The organism is Panacibacter ginsenosidivorans, from assembly GCF_007971225.1.
Taxonomy (GTDB): domain Bacteria; phylum Bacteroidota; class Bacteroidia; order Chitinophagales; family Chitinophagaceae; genus Panacibacter; species Panacibacter ginsenosidivorans.
In genome coordinates this window covers 4,694,692-4,709,610 of the sequence record NZ_CP042435.1, presented here as the reverse complement: position 1 = coordinate 4,709,610, position 14,919 = coordinate 4,694,692, and the positions used below count along the sequence as shown (strand labels likewise).

General features: G+C 37.0%; 18 protein-coding genes. All 18 read left to right on the top strand.

From position 1 onward, the window contains the following. Positions 1-9: 9 nt before the first annotated feature. On the top strand, positions 10-738 hold the full coding sequence (gene flxB / locus FRZ67_RS19985; protein ID WP_147192347.1) for a flexirubin biosynthesis SDR family reductase FlxB: 729 nt from the start codon (positions 10-12) through the stop codon (positions 736-738). A gap of 311 nt (positions 739-1,049) precedes the next feature. Continuing rightward, positions 1,050-2,273, top strand: a complete 1,224-nt coding sequence (locus FRZ67_RS19980; protein WP_147192346.1) for a beta-ketoacyl-[acyl-carrier-protein] synthase family protein — start codon at positions 1,050-1,052, stop codon at positions 2,271-2,273. A gap of 5 nt (positions 2,274-2,278) precedes the next feature. Beyond that, a complete protein-coding gene (locus FRZ67_RS19975; RefSeq protein ID WP_147192345.1) occupies positions 2,279-2,539 on the top strand; it encodes a phosphopantetheine-binding protein in 261 nt (86 codons plus the stop codon). After that, positions 2,539-3,417: a lysophospholipid acyltransferase family protein gene (locus tag FRZ67_RS19970; RefSeq protein WP_147192344.1), complete on the top strand. Its 879-nt coding sequence runs from the start codon at positions 2,539-2,541 to the stop codon at positions 3,415-3,417. The genes FRZ67_RS19975 and FRZ67_RS19970 overlap by 1 nt, the downstream gene beginning before the upstream one ends. Positions 3,418-3,531: 114 nt before the next feature. Further along, on the top strand, positions 3,532-3,963 hold the full coding sequence (locus tag FRZ67_RS19965) for a hotdog family protein (RefSeq protein ID WP_147192343.1): 432 nt from the start codon (positions 3,532-3,534) through the stop codon (positions 3,961-3,963). After that, the gene (locus FRZ67_RS19960; protein ID WP_147192342.1) at positions 3,960-4,595 is read left to right on the top strand and encodes a hypothetical protein; all 636 of its coding nucleotides are present in this window, start codon (positions 3,960-3,962) and stop codon (positions 4,593-4,595) included. Before FRZ67_RS19965 ends, FRZ67_RS19960 begins: the two co-directional genes overlap by 4 nt. 230 nt (positions 4,596-4,825) lie before the next feature. Next, a complete protein-coding gene (locus FRZ67_RS19955; RefSeq protein ID WP_147192341.1) occupies positions 4,826-5,248 on the top strand; it encodes an acyl-CoA thioesterase in 423 nt (140 codons plus the stop codon). Positions 5,249-5,255: 7 nt separating this feature from the next. Continuing rightward, positions 5,256-6,383 (top strand): beta-ketoacyl-[acyl-carrier-protein] synthase family protein, encoded by a 1,128-nt coding sequence (locus tag FRZ67_RS19950; RefSeq protein ID WP_147192340.1) that lies wholly within the window; start codon positions 5,256-5,258, stop codon positions 6,381-6,383. A gap of 30 nt (positions 6,384-6,413) precedes the next feature. Next, complete coding sequence (locus FRZ67_RS19945; protein WP_225975410.1) at positions 6,414-7,493, top strand: methyltransferase; 1,080 nt, start codon at positions 6,414-6,416, stop codon at positions 7,491-7,493. Positions 7,494-7,727: 234 nt separating this feature from the next. Further along, on the top strand, positions 7,728-8,984 hold the full coding sequence (locus tag FRZ67_RS19940; RefSeq protein WP_147192338.1) for an NAD(P)/FAD-dependent oxidoreductase: 1,257 nt from the start codon (positions 7,728-7,730) through the stop codon (positions 8,982-8,984). 10 nt (positions 8,985-8,994) lie between these two features. Continuing rightward, entirely contained in the window at positions 8,995-9,627 is a 633-nt protein-coding gene (locus FRZ67_RS19935) for a hypothetical protein (RefSeq protein ID WP_147192337.1), read from the top strand. Continuing rightward, a complete protein-coding gene (locus FRZ67_RS19930) occupies positions 9,614-9,883 on the top strand; it encodes a phosphopantetheine-binding protein (RefSeq protein WP_147192336.1) in 270 nt (89 codons plus the stop codon). The genes FRZ67_RS19935 and FRZ67_RS19930 overlap by 14 nt, the downstream gene beginning before the upstream one ends. Beyond that, the gene (locus FRZ67_RS19925; RefSeq protein ID WP_147192335.1) at positions 9,883-11,079 is read left to right on the top strand and encodes a beta-ketoacyl-[acyl-carrier-protein] synthase family protein; all 1,197 of its coding nucleotides are present in this window, start codon (positions 9,883-9,885) and stop codon (positions 11,077-11,079) included. The genes FRZ67_RS19930 and FRZ67_RS19925 overlap by 1 nt, the downstream gene beginning before the upstream one ends. 74 nt (positions 11,080-11,153) lie before the next feature. Further along, positions 11,154-11,729 carry a tetratricopeptide repeat protein gene (locus FRZ67_RS19920; RefSeq protein ID WP_158638415.1) on the top strand — a complete coding sequence of 192 codons (576 nt, stop codon included), beginning with the start codon at positions 11,154-11,156 and terminating at the stop codon, positions 11,727-11,729. A gap of 127 nt (positions 11,730-11,856) precedes the next feature. Beyond that, positions 11,857-12,912, top strand: coding sequence for a beta-ketoacyl synthase chain length factor (locus FRZ67_RS19915; RefSeq protein ID WP_225975409.1), 1,056 nt, complete (start codon positions 11,857-11,859; stop codon positions 12,910-12,912). Next, on the top strand, positions 12,906-13,676 hold the full coding sequence (locus FRZ67_RS19910) for a polysaccharide deacetylase family protein (RefSeq protein WP_147192333.1): 771 nt from the start codon (positions 12,906-12,908) through the stop codon (positions 13,674-13,676). The genes FRZ67_RS19915 and FRZ67_RS19910 overlap by 7 nt, the downstream gene beginning before the upstream one ends. After that, the gene (gene lolA2, locus FRZ67_RS19905; RefSeq protein WP_147192332.1) at positions 13,669-14,298 is read left to right on the top strand and encodes a flexirubin biosynthesis/transport protein LolA2; all 630 of its coding nucleotides are present in this window, start codon (positions 13,669-13,671) and stop codon (positions 14,296-14,298) included. Before FRZ67_RS19910 ends, lolA2 begins: the two co-directional genes overlap by 8 nt. Next, complete coding sequence (gene lolB2 / locus FRZ67_RS19900) at positions 14,279-14,902, top strand: flexirubin biosynthesis protein LolB2 (RefSeq protein ID WP_147192331.1); 624 nt, start codon at positions 14,279-14,281, stop codon at positions 14,900-14,902. Before lolA2 ends, lolB2 begins: the two co-directional genes overlap by 20 nt. The last annotated feature ends 17 nt before the right edge of the window (positions 14,903-14,919 follow it).

Below are 14,919 nucleotides of genomic sequence, written 5' to 3'. Positions count from 1 at the left end.
AATATTTACATGAAATCTTCATTAGTTACCGGCGGTTCCAGAGGTATTGGCAGGGCTATTTGCGTTAAGCTTGCAGAATTAGGGTATCACGTTGTCATCAATTACAAAGGCAATGAAGCAGCAGCAAATGAAACACTTGAATTGGTAAAGGCAAAAGGCGCAACTGGTGAGATATTAAAGTTTGATGTTGCCAATAAAGATGAAATAAAAAAGATTTTAGGTGAATGGATAGAAACCAATACAGATAAGGTTTTGGAAGTGCTGGTAAACAATGCCGGCATAAAAAGCGATGGTTTAATGTTCTGGATGAAAGATGAACAATGGGAAGATGTTATCAGAACAAACCTCGATGGCTTCTTTTACACTACACGCCTGGTGGTGAGTAATATGCTTACAAAACGCTACGGCCGCATCATCAATATCGTTTCGCTTTCAGGTTTAAAAGGCACACCCGGCCAGGTAAATTATTCCGCCGCAAAAGCCGGCGTAATTGGCGCTACAAAAGCACTTGCACAGGAAGTAGGCAAAAGAAATATTACCGTAAATGCTATTGCACCAGGTTTTATTAAGACAGATATGACAGAAGACCTTGATGAGGCACAGTTGAAAGCAATGATTCCCGTAAATCGTTTTGGTACCCCCGAAGAAGTGGCGCATGCTGTGGGCTTTTTGGTGGCAAAAGAAGCTGCATATATAACCGGCGAAGTAATTTCTGTAAACGGTGGTTTGTATACATAAAAGATTTTTTGAGCAAGCTGTCGTAATGCCATTAAGCTTTCGTTGTGTCACTCACTTGCACGTTTGGAACTTTATTGAACTTTGAAAAGTGAAAGAGTAAAGGTCAAACGATTATTACATCTTCACTTTTCATTTTTGTCTTTTCACCTGCTGCTGTATTTTTAGCAGTACAAGAGTGCGACGCAACGGACGATTACAAGAGAATAAACCGCCGGTTTCAAACAATTCATTCAATAAAAAACAGGTTTAATAACTTTTATATCCAATAATTTAAGAGGGTTTATTAATTTCGGCCGGTTACAAAAAGCAGCATGAAGAGAGTTGTGATAACAGGTATGGGTATTTATTCCTGCATCGGCAAAAACCTCGATGAGGTAAGAGATTCGCTATATGCGGGCAAATCGGGTATTATACTCGATCCTGTGCGCAAAGAATTTGGCTACCGTTCCGGTTTAACGGGTTTTGTAGATAAACCTAATCTCAAAGAATTGCTGGATCGCCGGGCCAGGATTATGCTTCCTGAACAAGGTGAATATGCTTATATGAGTACACTGGAAGCCTTGAAACATGCGGGTATTGACCAGGATTATCTCAACACACATGAAGTGGGTATCCTTTTTGGCAACGACAGTTCTGCCAAACCTGTTATAGAAGCCACTGATATAATGCGGGAAAAGAAAGACACCATGATGGTTGGTTCTGCCTCGGTTTTTAAGACCATGAACTCTACCGTAACCATGAACCTTTCCACCATTTTTAAACTAAGGGGGGTAAATTTTACGATCAGTGCGGCTTGTGCCAGCGGATCGCATGCCATTGGCCTTGGTTACATGTTTATAAAAATGGGGTTACAGGATTGTATCATTACCGGTGGAGCGCAGGAGATCAACCATTTATCTATGGGCAATTTTGATGCGCTGTCTGCATTCTCCATACATGAATCATTCCCTGCAAAAGCATCACGCCCTTTCGACCGCAACCGTGATGGCCTGGTGCCAAGTGGCGGGGCGGCAACCGTAATACTGGAGAGTTTAGAGTCTGCTCAAAAAAGAGGAGCCACTATTTTGGGGGAGATCATTGGTTATGGCTTCTCATCGAATGGTGAACATATTTCCAACCCAACTGTCAATGGACCGGTACGTTCTTTGGAAATGTCGCTGAGAGATGCGGGTGTTACACCTTCAGAAATTGATTACATAAATGCGCATGCCACGTCAACCCAGGCGGGAGATGCAAGCGAAGCAAAAGCCATAAATGAAGTATTTGGAGATGCACGTCCGCTGGTAAGTTCTACCAAATCTATGACCGGGCATGAGTGCTGGATGGCAGGCGCCAGTGAAATTGTTTATTCCACGCTCATGATGCAAAACTCATTTATTGCACCTAATATAAATTTTGAAAACCCGGATGAAGATTCTGCCAAATTGAATATTGTAAAAAGTACAACAGAAAAAAATATAAATGTATTTTTGAGCAATTCTTTTGGATTTGGCGGCACCAATTCATCAATCATTGTAAAAGCCACTAAACCTTGACTGCTATGAAGAGTAACGAAGAAATTATATCAACAATTAATGAATTCCTGTGCGAGGAATTTGAGGTTAGCCCGGAAAAGATCGTTCCGCAAGCCAGCCTTAAAGACACGCTTGAACTGGATAGCCTCGATTATATTGATCTTGTGGTGGTAATTGAAAGCAATTTTTCCTTCAAAGTAAAACCAGGAGATTTTGTACATATAGCCACTTTCACCGATTTTTACGACTACATCATTTCACGGGTAAACATAAATGAACCTGCATAATGCCATCATGGCAAGGCAAATCTAAAGGTACAACGCTCGGTTACAGTATTTTTGTAGCAGTAATAAGAAAATTCGGTGTTCTTCCCGCATACTTTCTTTTGAGATTGGTTGCCTTTTATTATTTCCTTTTTTCGCGGAACTCATCAAAAATTATTTACGATTTCTATCGTGATAAATTACAATTTGCACGTTTAAAATCACTCCTCAAATTATACCGGAACTATTACATTTTTGGACAAACGCTTATAGACAAGATATCAGTAATGGCTGTTACCGAAAATAAATTCACGTTTAATTTCGATGGCGAACACATTTTAAGAGAAATAACAGCACAACAAAAAGGCGGTATGTTGCTAAGTGCCCACATCGGCAACTGGGAAATTGCCGGCTTTCTTTTAAAACGTCTCAACACAAAGATCAACATCGTCATTTTTGATGGCGAGCATCAGAAAATAAAACAATATCTCGATTCTGTTACCGGCGGGCATACCGCCAATTTTATCATCATCAGAAATGATCTTTCACATATTTATGAAATAGCAGCTGCATTGAAAAACAATGAGCTGGTCTGCATGCATGCAGACAGGTTTATGGAAGGAAATAAAACCTTGACCACTGATTTTTTAGGGCAGCCTGCAAAGTTCCCGCTTGGGCCTTTCCTGCTGGCTGCACAGTTCAAAGTGCCCGTCTCCTTTGTATTTGCCATGAAAGAAACCAATTTACATTATCACTTTTTTGCCAGCCAGATAAAACAATATTCAACGCAGTTAAAAGATGAATTCATAAGATCAATGCTCGCAGATTTTGCCATAGAAATGGAGCAAAAAGTAAAAGCTTACCCCGAACAATGGTTCAATTATTACGACTTCTGGCAGTAATTGTATGAATAATTTTTTTGAGCCCGGCTATAGCACTTCAATGAAACATTCGTTGCGTCGCACTCTTGTACTTTCGCTTGCATTATTCAACACAATTTATTAGCATTGCATCTTATGTTACAGGAAAACATTTTAGAACTCGTACCGCAAAGGCCACCTTTTCTAATGATCGATGGCGTTCTTGCATCTGATGATAAAAAAACAGTTACCAGCTTTATAATTAAAGAAGATAATATCCTTGTAAAAGACGGAAAGTTTTCAGAAGCAGGATTAATAGAAAATATTGCGCAAACTGCCGCAGCAAGAGCAGGCGTAACTGCATTAAGAAAGAATAAGCCTGTTGCAATTGGTTATATAGCAGCCGTACAAAATCTTGAAATAATTGCACTTCCTGAAGTAAATAATACAATTCATACCGAAATAACTGCCGATAACGAAATTCTGAACGTACTCTTGATCTCCGGAACAGCTACCTGTAATGGAAAACTCCTTGCAAAATGCAATATGAAAATATTTATTGACCAAAATAAAAAACCCCAAACATGAAACACACATTCAAATCTACACTGCTGTTGACCGTGCTAAGTTTTTGTATTGGTACACTATCTGCTCAAACTTTTCAGGATTATTTTAAACCGGAAACAAATATTACATGGCTAGGTATTGATTTTACAGATGTAAAAGTTCTTGGGCACACAGATATTGAAGTGGAGGATCTTGCCACAAGATATTTCGAAGGCATTAATGAACTTGTTTTGGCAGAGCCAAAAAAATTCGATCTGGCTAAAGCCTTTCACAAAGCAACAGTAGAGTCTGATCTAAGTTTTGTAAAAGCAAAGAACAAAGGTATCAGCGATTCCAAAATAAAATCTGCCAACGATGCAGACATGGCAAGATTTTCTAAGCCTACCATTGACAAGATGGTAAAGGGTTATGACTTTGGTAATAAGAAAGGAATTGGTGTTATATTTTTTATGGAAGGCATGAGCAAAACAAAAGAGAGATCTTCCATGTGGGTTACTTTTATTGACATGAGCAGTAAAAAGGTTTTATACACAGAAAGAATGGAAGAAAAAGTTGGAGGCTTTGGGCTGCGCAACTACTATGCAAAATCAATTTATGAAGCGCTCGATGATATTGAGAAAAAATACAAAGACTGGAAAAGCAGCAATGGCTAGTATGTAGTTTCAAAACTATTGAATCCGCAGAGATTTGGCACGCAAAGAAGTATTATAAAACTTATCTTAGCAGCCTTGGCCTTTGCGGTTTTGTTTTTTTGAAAAAAGATTTATAGTACAAGAGTGCGACGCAACGTATGCTTAATAGTAATACTGACGATTGGCCCATAAAACAATAACCGCTTTTTTGATGTTTTAATACGTCTGCATAAAAGGCGGATGAATAAACAATGAATAAATCTTTAACTGAAAGAATTGAAATAAAAGTTCGTTTTAATGAAGCTGACCCGCTGGGTATTGTGTGGCACGGGCATTACATCAGGTATTTTGAAGATGGACGCGAAGCTTTTGGCAATAAATACAACATAGGTTATCTTGATTTTTATAATAACGGTTATATAGTTCCTGTTGTTAAGATTGAATGTGATTATAAACGTTCATTGCGCTATGGTGAAAGTGTGATAGTGGAAACAACCTACATTCCGTGCGAAGCTGCCAAACTGAGATTTGAGTATAAATTATATAATGCTGCTAACGGTCAAATTGTAGCCACAGGTTTTTCTGTTCAGGTTTTTTTAGATAAAGAGCATTCATTACTTCAATTAACCAATCCACCTTTTTTTGAGGAGTGGAAGAATACACATGGATTTTAACATGAGCATGAAAGAAGTTTTTGTTGTTGCTGATAATGTTGTTTCGCCAATTGGAAAAACTGCTACGGAGAATTTTGAGCAGTTGAAAAAAGGTGTATCAGGCATTGAACAACATAACAATAATTTTTCTGAACAGCCGGTTTACGTATCATTGTTTAAAGAGAATGTTTTTGTAAAAGAAAATAAATACACCAGGTTTGAGCAATTGGTAATTGCATCCGTTGAAGATGCGCTGTCTCAAACAGATCTTGACGTTATTAATAATAACAAAACCATCTTCATTCTTTCTTCTACCAAAGGAAATATCAGTTTACTGGAAACGGAGACTTTTGACGAAGCTTTGAAAGAAAAAATTTCCTTACCTCATTCGGCAAAAATTGTAGCAGATCATTTTAAATTAGCCAATAAGCCCCTTATTGTTTCACATGCATGTATTTCCGGCGTTCTTGCATTAACAACAGCAATGCGTTTGCTAAATGCAGGTTTATATGAAAACGCAATTGTTACAGGAGCTGATATTATTACAAAATTTATCTTCTCAGGTTTTGCATCTTTTCAGGCAATCAGCAATGAACCCTGCAGACCATTTGATGCAGAAAGAAAAGGTGTAACATTAGGTGAAGCTGCAGGAACAATTATTCTCTCAACAAATAAAGCATATTCAAAAACAGGCATTCAACTATGTGGCGGATCTGTAAGTAATGATGCCAATCATATTTCGGGTCCATCAAGAACAGGTGAAGAATTATACAGTGCAATTACACACTCATTAGCCGAAGCAAACATGAAAGCAGAGGAAATAGGTTTTATTTCTGCGCATGGGACTGCTACTGTTTACAATGATGAGATGGAAGCAAAAGCATTTGATCTCGCCGGAATGAATGAAATTCCTACCAATAGTTTGAAGGGTTATTACGGCCATACGTTAGGTGCCGCAGGCATAATAGAATCTGTTATGTCGCTGCACTCACTAAACGAAAATATTATCTTACCAACTAAAGGTTTTTTAAACTTAGGTGTTTCAAAAAACCTGCATATTTGCAGCACTTTGGAAAAAGGTAATTACAGTAGTTTTTTAAAGACTGCATCTGGTTTTGGTGGTTGCAATGCAGCAGTTGTTTTTAGAAAATCGTAAGCATAAACTATAAACCTCATAAACTTATTAATGCAATTCTTCTCTACAGATAAAAAATCGGCTTTAGAAGCAAAGAACATGGCGCAGTTCATTGCATTTGGACCTGTAATTTTTCAGGTGGCAAGAATTATGCGCAATTCGGGTATTCTTCATGAAATTGAAGCAAGTGGAAAAGAGGGTTTAACCATTGAAGATATCGTGGAAAAAGTGCAACTGCCACATTATGGTGTACGTATTTTATTGGAATCAAGTCTTGGCATCGGTTTAATTGTTATCAACGATAATAAATATCGCATCACCAAAACAGGGCACTTCATTTTGCATGATGCACTTACCAATGTAAACATGGATTTTATTCATGATGTTAACTACAATGGTTTGTTTTATCTCGATGAAAGCATTAAAAATGGCAAACCTGAAGGATTGAAAGTTTTTGGCAACTGGCAAACTATTTATGAAGGTCTTTCGCAGTTACCAAAGCATGTGCAAAAAAGTTGGTTTGCATTCGATCACTTTTTTTCTGACACTGCTTTTCCTGCGGTGCTGCCACACATTTATAATAAAAAGAATAACATTAAAAAATTGCTTGACATTGGCGGTAATACAGGCAAGTGGGCAATTGCCAGCACAAAATACAATCCCGGTATTTCCATCACTATCATGGATCTGCCTGGTCAGTTGAATATTGCAAAAAACAGGATTGAGGAACTTGGTTTAAATGATCGGGTTTCGTTTCATCCAACAAATATTCTTGATGCGTCGCAACCTTTTCCAAAAGGTTTTGATGCAATTTGGATGAGCCAGTTTCTCGATTGCTTTTCTGAAGATGAGATAACATCTATCATGCAGCGTTGTTACGATGCAATTGACGATGATGGCTTCGTTTATATTCTTGAAGCGTATTGGGATAAACAGCGTTTTGAAGCTGCAGCGTTTTGTTTGCAGCAAACTTCTGTTTATTTCACCGCGCTTGCAAATGGCAACAGTCAAATGTATCATTCAGAAATTTTTAAAGCGGCTGTGTTGAGAGCAGGTTTTGAGATCGTTGAGGAAACGAATAATATTGGTTTGAGCCATACACTTTGGAAATTGAAGAAAGTAAATAAGTAATAGTTCTTTTATAAGCCAGGCATTTGTACATGTGGCATCGCCTGTTGCGTCGCACACTTGCACGAATGAATATAATTCAAAAGCAAAAAGGCAAAACATTTTTTACTTTTTAATTTTGACTTTTTACTTGCCGGGTATTGAACAAAACGTACAAGTGAGTGACACAACAGAAGCATCATAGTAATTCAAAAGTTTGTTACATAAAAAATAATAACACCCTAATAAAGTCCATAAATGAAAAGAAGTAAAGTTGATGTATTAGTAATTGGCGCAGGACCTGCGGGAACCGTTGCTGCATCTATTGTAAACAAAGCAGGATATAAAGTACGCATAGTAGAGAAATTAAAATTTCCACGCTTTGTAATTGGAGAAAGTTTATTACCGCGCTGCATGGAAGCATTGGAAGAAGCAGGATTTTTAGATGCAGTAAAAGCAGCCAATTTCCAGGAAAAATTTGGCGCCAAATTCGTGAAGGATGGTGTTATTTGCGACTACATGTTTGCAGAACGTTTTACAGAAGGATGGACATGGACATGGCAGGTACAACGTGCTCAGTTTGATAAAATTTTAGCCGATACAGTTGAAACAATGGGTGTTCCTATATCTTACGAAACAGCAGTTACGGGAATTGTTTTTAATGGTTCAGATTCTGTAACAACCGTTGAGGATAAGAACGGAGAGAAAGAAGAAATAGAAGCAAGATTTATTATAGATGGCAGTGGCTATGGCAGAGTAATCCCAAGCTTGTTCAATATGGACAAACCGTCGAATCTTCCTCCACGTAAAGCGGTCCTTGCGCATACAAAAGACGTAAACAGGTCTATGTCTGATGAGCCAAATCGCATCACGATCATTGTGCATGAATATGGTGTATGGATATGGGTGATTCCTTTTTCAAATGGTATTACATCTGTTGGTTATGTTGGTGATCCTGAGTTCTTCGAAAAATTTCCGGGTACACCTGAAGAGCAGTTCAGAAGTTTGATCGCATCCCAACCATATTTAGCAGAAAGATTTAAAGACACAGAGCTTGTGTTTGAACCAAGAGCATTGCAATCATGGAGCAAGACAACAGATAAATTTTACGGCGATGGTTTTGTATTAACAGGTAATGTAACAGAGTTTCTTGATCCGGTATTTTCATCCGGCGTAACGCTTGCTACAGTTAGCAGCCAGATAGCCGCAAAACTTGTATTAAAAAAACTAAACGGCGAAGAAGTTAACTGGGATGAAGAATATACTAAAGTGATGATGCAGGGCGTAAACACTTTCCGCTCGTATGTTATGCACTGGTATGATGGAACATTAGACACAATCTTCTTTGCAGACGACCAGGATCCTGAAATAAAAAGGCGTATCTGTTCTGTATTGGCAGGCTATGTTTGGGATTTAGAAAATGTGTATGTAAAGAATCATGATACAGCGCTGACAAAACTGGCTTCTACTATTCAGACAAGAGATAAGTTCAGGGCATTGAATAAACAGCCATAAAAGATTATAATTGACTGATAATAAAAAAATAGCTGCCTGGTGTGTTGTAAAGAATAATACCGTTTCAAAGAACGGCCGAGTGCTATTTGAGTTTGAGAAAGAAAAAAATGCAGATGCTTTTCTGTTAGCAGCGTACCAGCATTTTACAATCAATTATCCAAAGTTTTATAAGATGGATAATTTATGCAAGCTGGGTATTATAGCGACGGAAGTCTTGCTGAAAGATGAAGTAGTTAATGCTGATCCTTACGCCACAGGAATTGTTCTTTCAAATTCGAATGCAAGTCTTGATGCAGATATTAAATATTACGATTCTGTCGCAAACATTCCAAGTCCGGCATTATTTGTATATACTTTGCCGAATATTGTAATTGGTGAGATCAGTATTAAATATTCATCCAAGGGCGAGAATGCTTTTTTTATCTTTGACAGTTTTGATGCCGGTTTTATAACACAGTATGTAAACAATCTTTTCGAAACAACAGTACTACAAACATGCATTTGCGGGTGGGTAGATCTCCTGAAGAATGATTACGAAGCTGTTTTATTTCTGGTAGAAAAAACAGCAGCAATAAAAGAATCAGAAGTATTTACAAAAGAAAATCTTAATAACATATATCATACGAGTAATGGAAAAAGCTAAACTAATGGAAGATCTGAAAAAACAGATCATTGCGCAGTTGAATTTGAAGGACCTGAAACCAGAGAATATTGAGGACGAGCAGCCGCTTTTCGTAGAAGGTCTTGGTCTTGATTCCATTGATGCGCTTGAGCTCATCGTTTTGCTGCAGCAGGAATACAAGATAAAATTATCCAATGCAGAAGACGGCCCAAAAGTGTTTAAATCTGTAAGCACCATGGCTGATTATATTATCGAACATCAAGCGGAGAAAGCATAATGAGCAATGCTGTGTATGTAGTGGGTGCAGGTGTTATTTCAGCAATTGGTAATAATGTAGCTGAAAACCTCCATGCACTTGAAACAGGCACAGCAGGCATGGGCAAAATGACTTTGCTTGATTCTATTCACAAAGAAACCCTACCTGTTGCAGAAGTAAAACTTAGCAACGAAGAACTTTCATCACTAACAGGTTTACCAACAAAAATTACGCGTACTGCATTGCTTAGTCTTGTTGCCGCAAAAGAAGCAATCATTGATGCGGCAATAAATACAAAAGGTTTACGCACTGGTTTTATTTCTGCAAACTCAGTTGGTGGGATGGATAAAACAGAAAATTTTTATACAGAATTTCGTTCAAACAAAAATGCAGGTAAACTGCACGATGTTGTAAACCACGAATGTGGCAGACCAACAGAGATTGTTGCAGATGCATTGGGTATTAAACATTTTGTTACAACCATCAGCACTGCATGTTCATCTTCTGCCAATGCAATTTTTCTTGGCGCAAGAATGATCAAAAACAATATGCTGGATATTGTAATTGCCGGCGGTGTGGATGCACTTACAAAATTTACGTTGAACGGTTTTAATAGCCTGATGATCCTTGATAATGAATTCTGCAAACCATTTGATGAAAACCGCAAAGGGCTTAATCTTGGTGAAGGTGCTGGATACATTGTGATGGTTTCAGAAAAAGTTGCAAAAGAATTATCATCAAAAATATATTGCACGTTGAGTGGCTGGTGCAATGCGAATGATGCGTATCATCAAACGGCGTCATCGCCAACCGGTACAGGTTCTTTGCTTGCTATGAAAGGTGCATTGCAAAAAGCAAATTTATCTGCAAGAGATATTGATTACATTAATCTACATGGCACAGGTACACAGAACAACGATATTGCTGAAGGCACTGCTATCAATACTTTGTTTACACCACATTTTCCAAAGATGAGTTCCACCAAATCCTTCACTGGTCATACTTTGGGCGCAAGTGGTGGTGTAGAAGCGGTATTCTCCGCGTTGTCTGTAAAGCATGGATTGATCTACCCGAATTTGCGTTTTCATACGCAGATGAAAGAACTGCCATTCGCACCACAAACAATTTTTTTGAAAGATCAGCAAGTGCAAAACGTAATGAGTAATTCGTTTGGGTTTGGTGGTAATTGTTCTTCATTAATATTTTCCAGGGTGTGATATCAACAAATGTTTTTCATGGCATCGCCTGTTGTGTCACTCACTTGTACGTTTGGAAATATAATGACCTAATATTGAATAATAAACTCATCATAAAATTTATCTTCCTTTCTTTGTTATTTTCATCATGCAAAGCGAATGAAGATTTACTCGAAGAGGCTTACCAGCTTAGTAAGGAGAAAAAATATAATGATGCTATTAAGATTTATAATGAAGTAATTTTAGATAATAACAAAATCCAACTTGCTTATTACAACAGAGGGTTTTGCTATTTTAGTTTAAAAAATTATTCGCAGGCCTTGAGAGATTTCAATAGAGTAATATCTTTGCAAACTCATGGCGATGCTATAATTACTTACAACGATAAGCTTCCATATTCAAGAGAAGAAGATAGAACTCAGGTTGATTATTTTGATGCTTTATATCAAAGAGCTCAAGTAAAATTCTATATGGATAGTATTAAAAGTTCATTTGCTGACTTCCAAATTTTAATAGATAACAATTATGTAATGAAAAGTAATTGCATTTTATGGCAAGGTACTTTATACATAAAATCAGGAAACAAATCAAAGGCTTGTGATTATTTTCAAAAAGCAAAAGAGCTTGGAGATGAAGAAGCAAATGAAATGATTGATACTTATTGTAAATAATATTGAAATATATTCTTCAGTACAAGAGTGCGACGCAAGGAACTATGAGTAAAAAACTATAGTTAGGTTTATAAAAAAGTAAAAACACACAGCATAATTTTTGAATTTTTACTTTTGAATTAATAAAATGAGCATCTATATAAAATCAGCACATGGCGTTTCTCCACAACCATTATATGATGATGGTGCATTGCTGCCTGTTATTACAACAAAAACAGGTAACAGGCTTGTATGCGTGGAACCAAACTATGCAGATTTTATAGATGCAAAGCTCATCAGGCGAATGAGCCGCATTATCAAGATGGGCGTTGCTGCGGCCATGCAATGTTTAAAAGATGCAGACCTGCAAATGCCTGATGCGATTGTAACCGGAACGGCTTACGGTTGCCTGCAGGACACAGAAGTTTTTTTAAACAGGCTTGTTGAATTTAAAGAAGAACTACTTACACCGACGGCGTTTATACAATCAACACATAATACAGTTAGTGCACAAATAGCGTTGATGCTGCAATGCCATAATTACAATAACACTTATGTGCATCGCGGCTTTTCATTTGAATCTGCATTGCTTGACACAGTGATGATGCTGAATGACAAAGAAATTAACAATGCGTTGGTTGGTGCTGCAGATGAGATTATAGATACAAGCCACGCTATTTTATCAAGGTTTGGATTGTATAAAAAAGAAGCGTTCACCAACACATTGTTCGATAAAGCGACAAAAGGAACAATTGCCGGTGAGGGTGCAACATTCTTTACATTATCGAAAGAAAGTTCGGGTAATGATCTTGCAAAACTGGATGCTGTTACAACATTTTACAAACCTGCAGATGACAGTGAAATAAAAGAACAGATTGCTGCATTTCTCGCAGGGCAAATATTAGACATAGAAGAGATTGATCTTATCATCACAGGAAAGAATGGCGATGTTGAAAATGATGCTGTTTATGAATCGTTGAACACATCTTTATTTGCCAATAAACAAACGATCAATTTCAAACATCTTTGCGGAGAATATCCAACCGCATCGGCTTATGCATTATGGCTGGGTTCTGCAATAATAAAAGAAGGAAAAGTTCCGGCATCGTTGTTACAGCAAAACGATAAACCCGTAAAACGGGTTTTAATTTATAATCATTACCTAAATATGCATCACGCTTTATACCTGCTCTCCGCATGTTAAACTTCAGGAATACAAATATTGCTTTTGTTTTACTACTGCTACTGCTTGTTTGGCTTGATAAAATGTATGGTATTTCTTTCTGGTACTATCTGCTTTTATTCTTTGTTTATTCACTGGTTGTATTTTGGGGCTGCTATAATGTTGGCTCAAATTTTTTTATAAAAATTGTGTGTAAAGCAGCAACAACTAAAAAAGAAATTGCCATTAGTTTTGATGATGGACCCGCAGAAAATTATACAACAGAGATATTAGCGTTACTTAACAAAAACAATATTAAAGCTTCATTTTTCTGCATTGGAAATCGTATTGAGAAGAATGAACGCTTATTAAAGCAGGTTTATGAAGAAGGTCATATTATTGGTAATCATTCCTATTCTCATGCGCCCATGTTTGATCTTTTCCCAACAGGAAAAATGTGCAAAGACCTGAACATGATGGACGAAGCAACCACAAAAGTAATTGGTGTAAAACCAAAATTTTTCCGTCCACCCTACGGGGTTACTAATCCAACGGTAAGAAAAGCGATTATTAAAGGAGATTATGTTCCTGTTGGCTGGAGCATTCGTTCTCTTGACACTGTTATTAAGGATAAAAAAAAATTGTTCACACGCATTGCCGATGTTAAACCTGGTGACATTGTCTTATTTCACGATACAAGCAAAACCACTTTAGATATTTTGCAAACATTTATAGACCATGTACACAAAAGTGGATTTACATTTGTGCGTTTAGATAAGTTACTGAATATTGAACCTTATGCGTAAATTATTATTCTTAGCGTCTATACTTTTTTCATCTACTGTTTTTGCACAACATGCAGCTTATATCGCTGTAACAGATACTGCAGGTTTTAAACAACAATTTGCGGCGGCTTCACAAAAAATAAATAGCATCAAAAGTGATTTTGTGCAGGAAAAAAACCTGAGCATGCTTTCTGAAAAAATTACATCAAAAGGGAAATTCTGGTTTAAGAAAGATAATATGGTGCGTATGGAATACAACCAGCCTTTCCAATATTTAATGATCCTGAATAAGAATGATATTTACATAAAAGATGGTCAGAAAGAAAATAAGATTTCTACAAAATCGAACAAACTATTTCAACAGATCAACCAGATAATGGTTGATTGTGTAAAAGGCACGGCATTCTCCAACAAAGATTTTACCGTAAAGGTTTTTCAGAATAATACCGGTTACTTAATCGAAATGTCTCCAATTAATAAAACGTTGAAAGACATGTTCAAGAAAATTAATGTAACGGTTGACAAAAAACAATATGCAGTTAACTCAATTGAAATGCTGGAAACTTCGGGTGATAATACCGTTATTACTTTTGTAAATAAAGAAATAAATTCAAACGTTTCTGATGCGTTATTTACTCATTAGTTGCTTAATATTATTAAGTGCATGTGCATCTCAATATAAGCACCTGCAACAATCTAACGGAGATATTTCCTGCATACAAAAATTCAAGCCTAATTTTACAAGAGCACTTTATTATACAGAAGTAAACGTTACAGGCAAATATTTAAGCGGGATATTAGTGATCAAAAAAATGCCTGATAGCAGCACCAGGATAGTTTTCTCCAATCAATCCGGTTTTAAATTTTTTGATTTTGAATTTGCTGCAAACGGAGACTTCAGGGTTTACTACATAATAGACAAGCTGGATAAAAAGCCTGTTATCTTAACACTCAGAAAAGATTTTGAGATTGTAATGATGCAGGACAAAGTAATGCAAAATGGTTTTATAAAATATGATACAATAACTACTCAGCGTTATTATGGTTTTCCTGAAGAGAAAGGTTATAACTATTATGTTACAGATTCAACATGCAGTGAATTGATAAGAATGGAAAGGGCTTCCTCAAAAAAGCCGGTGGTAAAAGTGATCATGCAAAATTATAAAGATGGTATTCCGGACACGATTGGAATCAGTCATACAGGCTTTACTTTTGATATTGGGTTGAAGCGATTGGAAAACGAATAAATCGCAAAGGCGCGGAG

Bases quoted from the DNA above. Each gene is read 5' to 3' on its own strand.
- flxB (WP_147192347.1), top strand. From the start codon at position 10: ATGAAATCTTCATTAGTTACCGGCGGTTCCAGAGGTATTGGCAGGGCT.
- FRZ67_RS19980 (WP_147192346.1), top strand. From the start codon at position 1,050: ATGAAGAGAGTTGTGATAACAGGTATGGGTATTTATTCCTGCATCGGC.
- FRZ67_RS19975 (WP_147192345.1), top strand. From the start codon at position 2,279: ATGAAGAGTAACGAAGAAATTATATCAACAATTAATGAATTCCTGTGC.
- FRZ67_RS19970 (WP_147192344.1), top strand. From the start codon at position 2,539: ATGCCATCATGGCAAGGCAAATCTAAAGGTACAACGCTCGGTTACAGT.
- FRZ67_RS19965 (WP_147192343.1), top strand. From the start codon at position 3,532: ATGTTACAGGAAAACATTTTAGAACTCGTACCGCAAAGGCCACCTTTT.
- FRZ67_RS19960 (WP_147192342.1), top strand. From the start codon at position 3,960: ATGAAACACACATTCAAATCTACACTGCTGTTGACCGTGCTAAGTTTT.
- FRZ67_RS19955 (WP_147192341.1), top strand. From the start codon at position 4,826: ATGAATAAATCTTTAACTGAAAGAATTGAAATAAAAGTTCGTTTTAAT.
- FRZ67_RS19950 (WP_147192340.1), top strand. From the start codon at position 5,256: ATGAAAGAAGTTTTTGTTGTTGCTGATAATGTTGTTTCGCCAATTGGA.
- FRZ67_RS19945 (WP_225975410.1), top strand. From the start codon at position 6,414: ATGCAATTCTTCTCTACAGATAAAAAATCGGCTTTAGAAGCAAAGAAC.
- FRZ67_RS19940 (WP_147192338.1), top strand. From the start codon at position 7,728: ATGAAAAGAAGTAAAGTTGATGTATTAGTAATTGGCGCAGGACCTGCG.
- FRZ67_RS19930 (WP_147192336.1), top strand. From the start codon at position 9,614: ATGGAAAAAGCTAAACTAATGGAAGATCTGAAAAAACAGATCATTGCG.
- FRZ67_RS19925 (WP_147192335.1), top strand. From the start codon at position 9,883: ATGAGCAATGCTGTGTATGTAGTGGGTGCAGGTGTTATTTCAGCAATT.
- FRZ67_RS19915 (WP_225975409.1), top strand. From the start codon at position 11,857: ATGAGCATCTATATAAAATCAGCACATGGCGTTTCTCCACAACCATTA.
- FRZ67_RS19910 (WP_147192333.1), top strand. From the start codon at position 12,906: ATGTTAAACTTCAGGAATACAAATATTGCTTTTGTTTTACTACTGCTA.
- lolA2 (WP_147192332.1), top strand. From the start codon at position 13,669: ATGCGTAAATTATTATTCTTAGCGTCTATACTTTTTTCATCTACTGTT.
- lolB2 (WP_147192331.1), top strand. From the start codon at position 14,279: ATGCGTTATTTACTCATTAGTTGCTTAATATTATTAAGTGCATGTGCA.